This window comes from Candidatus Endomicrobium procryptotermitis (assembly GCA_031279415.1).
Classification (GTDB): Bacteria; Elusimicrobiota; Endomicrobiia; order Endomicrobiales; family Endomicrobiaceae; genus Endomicrobium_B; species Endomicrobium_B procryptotermitis.
The window spans coordinates 95,619-101,765 of record JAITIP010000004.1; the positions used below are offsets into that span (position 1 = coordinate 95,619).

General features: G+C 37.5%; 4 protein-coding genes. 3 read left to right on the forward strand and 1 reads right to left on the reverse strand.

What is annotated here, in order from left to right; genetic code table 11:
• Positions 1 to 25: 25 nt before the first annotated feature.
• Positions 26 to 445, forward strand: coding sequence for a CoA-binding protein (locus LBD46_01155; GenBank protein MDR2425788.1), 420 nt, complete (start codon positions 26 to 28; stop codon positions 443 to 445).
• 134 nt (positions 446 to 579) lie between these two features.
• Positions 580 to 1,305, forward strand: a complete 726-nt coding sequence (locus tag LBD46_01160) for a hypothetical protein (protein ID MDR2425789.1) — start codon at positions 580 to 582, stop codon at positions 1,303 to 1,305.
• Positions 1,306 to 1,562: 257 nt separating this feature from the next.
• Here LBD46_01160 and LBD46_01165 read toward each other — a convergent pair whose 3' ends face one another.
• Positions 1,563 to 2,258 carry a methyltransferase domain-containing protein gene (locus LBD46_01165; protein MDR2425790.1) on the reverse strand — a complete coding sequence of 232 codons (696 nt, stop codon included), beginning with the start codon at positions 2,256 to 2,258 and terminating at the stop codon, positions 1,563 to 1,565.
• Between the two features lie 86 nt (positions 2,259 to 2,344).
• On the opposite strand from LBD46_01165, the gene LBD46_01170 reads away from it, so the two are divergent.
• Entirely contained in the window at positions 2,345 to 5,860 is a 3,516-nt protein-coding gene (locus LBD46_01170; GenBank protein ID MDR2425791.1) for a DNA polymerase III subunit alpha, read from the forward strand.
• Positions 5,861 to 6,147 lie beyond the last annotated feature (287 nt).

Genomic DNA, 6,147 nt, shown 5'->3' on the forward strand with positions numbered 1-6,147 from the left:
AGGGCATATAAAGGATAAAAACATGATGAAAAATAAATTAATTGCAGTTGTAGGCGTAAACGATAAACCAGAAAAGTTCGGATATAGGATATTCTTTGATTTGTTTAAAGCGCACTACGATGTTTTTCCCATAGGAGTGCGCGGCGGAGAAGTTAACGGAGTAAAAATATATAAAACTCTGCAAGAGCTTGCACAAAAGCCTGATATTGTAATTACTGTCGTTGCTCCTGCGGTAACCGAAAAGATTGTTGACGATTGCATAAAACTGGGCATAAAAGAAATATGGATGCAGCCCGGCTCACAATCTACAGAAGCAGTTAAAAAAGCCAAAATCGCAGAAATAAAAGTAACATACAATACATGTTTTATGGTAAGCGAAGGGATATGGCGGCAAAGCAGCAGAAAGTGGAATGCGGAAGATGGAAGCCAAAACCTGAATGGCTAAGAAGCTGGCTTAGCAATGACAAAAGCAAAGTACTGGAAAACAGTAAAGACGGATAAAGGCATAGCTGCTGAGAAAGACTGCTGCCTGTTGGCGCTTTGTCAGCATAGGATGACAGACACAGACAAGAAAAAAATATGAAAATTTTATTTTTATCTTTATTGCTGATTTGTTTTGCGTCTTTGGCAGCTTGTGGCGGAAACAATAAAAAACCCGGCAAATCACATATGGACAGGGCATCATATTACAATGATTTGATAAAAGATGTCATCGGAATTTCACCTAAACAGCTCGGCTTGAAATTGTCCGATAAAGAGACGCTTGTTTACGGCGTTATCACCGAACAAAATGTCGGGGGATTTTTGCTTCTGGTTTCCGCGGCATACAACAATGGAGAAATAGTTGAAATAGTTTACGGCGGAAACTGCCTTGTCATCAGCGGAGAAAACGGAATAAAATCCGGAATTTCACGGCTGATGTATGATACCGCAAACAAATATTTAAAATATTATGAGGAAGACATAAAAAAATACTGGAAAAAGCATGACGAACTTGCGCTTTCAAAAAATCTTTTAATGACATTATTTATAGAACAAAACAGCGAAAGAGTAAGAAATGAAGCAAAAAAGTTTGTCGAATCAGCACAAAAATATATCGGCGGGCTTACGTCCGTTGAAAAGGAAGGCAGTCTTCCCGAAGCAGGGGAAATCAAAATCATATTTTTAACAAATAAAGGCAGATTCTTCGTGCAGGATACTACAGATGCGATAACGGCATACGGTTCCAAATTTGCTTTATTTTTTAAGGAAAGAAGTGATATTGCAAGCATGGTTTTTTCCGATTTCAGCTTTACGGGAAAATAATGCTGCACAATCTCTTTAAAAATTTTGCCACCGAATAAAACAGCATGAGAAAAAATATTAAAATTGAACTTATTAAAGTTTTTTCTAACTCTGATTTTAAGTTTTATATTTGCGGGATGGCATAAAAGCATCCTAACAGATGGCATTCTAACACTTCACGCACAAGTTACAGCAATCGCTAAACAATAAGAAGTAATAGAATTACAATGCTGCTTTTGAGCTTTCTGACCGCTGACAACAATGACAAAATGGATTACTTAGGTCTTTTTAACTTGTGATGCTATGGCACCAAAGATAGAAAAGCCATAGTATTTCCAGACAATTTCAGGAGTTTTAAATCCGGCTTCTTTGAGCTGGCTTATCTGGTCTGACAATTTTGAAGGTTTATCTTCATTTTTGTGCGTCGGAATCCATTTTTCGTCTATTTCTTTTTCCGTCATGTTTTTTTTCATATATTGTAACCATTTGTCCAAATATTTTTTTTGCATATATTCCGTTTCCGCCAAAATGATGTCCGCATTGTAAAAATATCCATCGGGTTTTAGCAATGAATATACTTTTTTATAAAAAACTCTTTTTTCTTTATGCGTCAAATGATGTATTGCAAGTGATGAAACTGCCGCGTCAAAAGTCCCTTTTATTTCAATATTCGCAAAATTTCCTGTTTGGAAATGCACATTTTTATAACTTTTAAGTTTTATTTTTGTCATTTCTATCATTTTTTCGGAGATGTCAACGCACAAAAGTTCGGCGTTCGGAAATTTTTCCAGAACTTTTTTCGATATTGTTCCAGTTCCACAGCCCAAATCCAAAACTTTAATATTTTTTTGTTTTTCAAAAGGAAGTACATCAATTAAAGTATCGGTCATTTCCCGATAATAGGGGATAAGATTTGTAATTATTTTGTCATACTCTTTTGCTTCTTCTTCAAAATGCTTTTTCACATTTTCCATATTTTTATCCTGCGGACACTGACACAAAACTATTTTTGATTATGATATAATATATACATTATTATATAAAAAAGTGAGTATTTTTTATGGCAGAATTTGTACATTTACACAATCACACAGAATATTCTTTGCTTGACGGCGCTTGCCGTCTTATTGATGACAAAGGTAAACCTGGAGAACTATTTAACCTTATAGCAAAAGAATATAAAATGCCGGCTCTTGCCATTACCGACCACGGCAATATGTACGGAGCAATGGAATTTTACTGGGCGGCAAAAGAAAGCGGAATAAAACCTATCATTGGCTGCGAAATTTACGTCGCGCCAAAGTCGCGGTTTGACAAAAGCGCTGAAAAAATTTCTGAAGAAGGCGGAAATTACAATCATTTAACGCTTCTTGCAAAAGATTTTAAAGGTTATCAAAATCTTATGCATATAGTAAGCATAGGTTTTACTGAAGGTTTTTATTACAAACCGCGCGTAGATAAAGAAGTATTGCGCAAATACAGCGAAGGAATAATAGCGATGTCCGGCTGTCTTGCGGGTGAAGTTGCCGCAAATCTTCTTAAAGGTAATATGACAAAAGCCGAAACCGCGGCAATAGAGTATTGTGATATTTTCGGTAAAGAGAATTTTTATATTGAAATAATGGATAATGGGCTTGAAAACCAGCAAAAAATTATTCCCGGCCTCATGGACCTTTCCAAAAGAACTGGTATCGAACTTGTCGTAACAAATGACTGCCATTTTTTAAAAAAAGAGGACGCGGAAATTCATGATATTCTGCTTTGCATAGGTACCGGTAAAACTTTAAACGATATGAATAGAATGCGTTTTGAATCGGACTTGTTTTATTACCGTTCTCCCGAAGAAATGGAAAAAGTTTTTTCGTATATTCCGCAGGCTCTGAAAAATACTTTGGCGATTGCCGAAAAAACAAACCTCAAAATAAAATCAGACCAGCTTCTTCTGCCAAAATTTCCAGTACCCGCAGAATATAAGTCCGATTCCGAATATCTTGAAAAACTATGCCTTGAAGGTTTGGTTAAAAGATATGTAAACGTAAAACCCGAACACGAAGAAAGACTTAAACACGAACTCGGAATCATAAATAAAATGGGGTTTGCTTCATACTTTTTAATAGTGTCAGATTTCATAAAGTACGCAAAAGATAACGGAGTGCCGGTAGGGCCGGGCAGAGGTTCTGGAGCCGGCGCAATGGTTGCTTATACGCTCGGAATTACCGATATATGTCCTTTGAAATACGGGCTTCTTTTTGAAAGATTTTTAAATCCCGACAGGCGTTCAATGCCAGATTTGGATATAGATTTTGCCGATTTCGGAAGAGATAAAGTGATTGAATATGTGCGCAAAAAGTACGGCGAAGAAAAATGTGCGCAGATTATAACTTTCGGTTCTATGCAGGCGCGGCTTGTGATAAAAGATGTTGCCCGCGTTATGGGCTTTACGCCTGCGGAATCAAACAATATAGCAAAACTTATTCCTTTTAATTCAAGCATTGCGGAAGCTTTACAATCTTCGCAGGATTTGGCAAAATTTGTCAAAACAGATGGCAGAATAGCAAAACTCATATCTGCGTCGCAGCGTTTGGAAGGATTAAAAAGGCATACCGGGGTGCATGCCGCAGGTATGGTTATCGCAAATGAAGAAATAATGAATTATTCTCCTTTGGCAAAAGGATCAAGAGACATAATCACAACGCAGTATGACGGAGTAGTGCTGCCGCAGCTGGGACTTCTTAAAGTTGATTTTTTGGGGTTAAGAACTCTTACTATTATAGATGAGTGTGTAAAACTCGTCAAAGAAAAAGAACCTAACTTTGATTTAAATAAAATATTTCTTGACGACACTAAAACTTATGAACTTCTTTCTGACGCCAAATCACTGGGTGTTTTTCAGCTTGAAAGCAAAGGAATGAGAGATCTTATAAGAAAACTTAGACCCTCTAACATAGAAGACATTATAGCTTTGATAGCATTGTACCGACCGGGTCCCATGGGGTCAGGCATGTTGGATGATTTTGTCGCCAGAAAACACGGCAGAAAAGAAATAGAGTATGATCACGAACTGCAAAAACCGATTCTTGCAGATACTTACGGCGTTATTTTGTATCAGGAACAAGTCATGAAAATGGCAATAGCTCTGGCCGGCTTTACCCCCGGAGAAGCCGACGGACTGCGTAAAGCTATGAGCAAAAAGATACCGGAGGTAATCGAAGCACAAAGGGAAAAGTTTGTCAACGGCGCGCAGCAAAAAGGTGTTGACAGAAAAATTGCGAATAAGATTTATGACAATATTTACGCTTTTGCAGGTTATGGATTTAACAAATCACATTCTGCAGCATATGGAATGCTCTCTTATCAAACCGCTTATTTAAAAGCCAACTATCCTTTAGAATATTTGGCGGCACTTCTTAATTCCGAGATAGGACGTTCAGCCGTAAAAGATAATGAAGAAAGCAGGCTTGTAACTTATCTTGCCGATGCCGAATCTTTCGGCATAAAGATACTTCCTCCAGATGTTCAGCATTCAAATGGAAAGTTTAAAGCCGAAGGGAAAAATATACGTTTTGGGCTTCTGGCGGTAAAAAATGTCGGAGAAGGCATAACCGAATCAATTGAACGGACAAGAAATGAAGGCTGTATATTTAAAGACTGGGATGAATTTTTGCAGCGCATAGATTTAAAATCCACAAATAAAAAGGCTCTTGAAAGCCTTGCCAAAGCTGGCGTTTTTGATGTTTTCGGGAAAGATAAACTTGAAATAAGAGCAAGTCTTCTGAAAAGCATCGATTCGTCCGTTGATAAAGCGGCAAAAATTAAGATGGAAAAGGAGTCCGCTCAAGGATTTTTATTTGACACTGCGGAAACTATCAGCAATGAACTTTCACTGCAAAAAGTTAAACCGCTCGAATCTTTTGAAGCTTTGGAATATGAAAAAGAAGTGCTGGGCTTTTATCTTTCGGGACATCCTTTAACGCCTCGTAAAAGAGAACTTATCGCATACTCAAATTACAGATTGGACAATCTCCCTGTGCCAAAAGAAGATATTGATATTAAAGATGCACAAATAGTACGCATTGCCGGCATGATTTCTTCAATAAAAAAGATGATTTCCAAAGCAAGAAAAGAAGCTTACGCAAAGTTTAAACTTGAAGATCTTCACGGCAGCGTTGAGGTCATACTTTTTCCTAAATCGTTTGAAAGATATCAGCGATATTTAACTGCAAATAATGTCGTGGTCATAAGAGGCAGACTTACGGGATCAGAAGGGCAGGTGGAAATTATCGTTGAAGATATGATGACTATAGATGAAGCAAAAGTAAAATTCCAACCGAACTGCGGCGAAGTGCATATAAAAATTTCCACAACAAGATACGATGACGACCTCAGCAAACAGCTTACAAAAGTATTTAAAGAACACAAAGGGAAAGCCAAAGTGTTTTTAGATCTCGAAGACCCTGTCCATGGCGATTACGCCCTTGAAACAGAATATATGTCAGATTGTTCTGATACATTTATCGCCTCAGTAGAAAAAATCATCGGAAGCCCAGATGTTGTCGAGCTTCACTATACGAATTGACTGTAAGGTTGGGTAAGGTTGGAGATTCTAAACAACAGAAGCTGAGAGGTTGAGTAAAGACAAAGATTAACAACGAATACCCCATCCGCGAATGCCATTAGCATTCGCGGATGGGGATGTTTTTTTGTTTTTATTAAATAAGTTATTACATATCACTTTACATTAATGATTACAACAATCCCTCTAACGTTAATTGTGCGTTTTTCCTTAAAGTCCAGCCGTTTTTGCCAGAACGGTAAGCTATATCTTCTAAAACACTTAATATTGTTTGCTTTTTAGGCGTCGTC

Bases quoted from the DNA above. Each gene is read 5' to 3' on its own strand.
- LBD46_01165 (MDR2425790.1), bottom strand. From the start codon at position 2,258: ATGGAAAATGTGAAAAAGCATTTTGAAGAAGAAGCAAAAGAGTATGAC.
- LBD46_01160 (MDR2425789.1), top strand. From the start codon at position 580: ATGAAAATTTTATTTTTATCTTTATTGCTGATTTGTTTTGCGTCTTTG.
- LBD46_01170 (MDR2425791.1), top strand. From the start codon at position 2,345: ATGGCAGAATTTGTACATTTACACAATCACACAGAATATTCTTTGCTT.
- LBD46_01155 (MDR2425788.1), top strand. From the start codon at position 26: ATGAAAAATAAATTAATTGCAGTTGTAGGCGTAAACGATAAACCAGAA.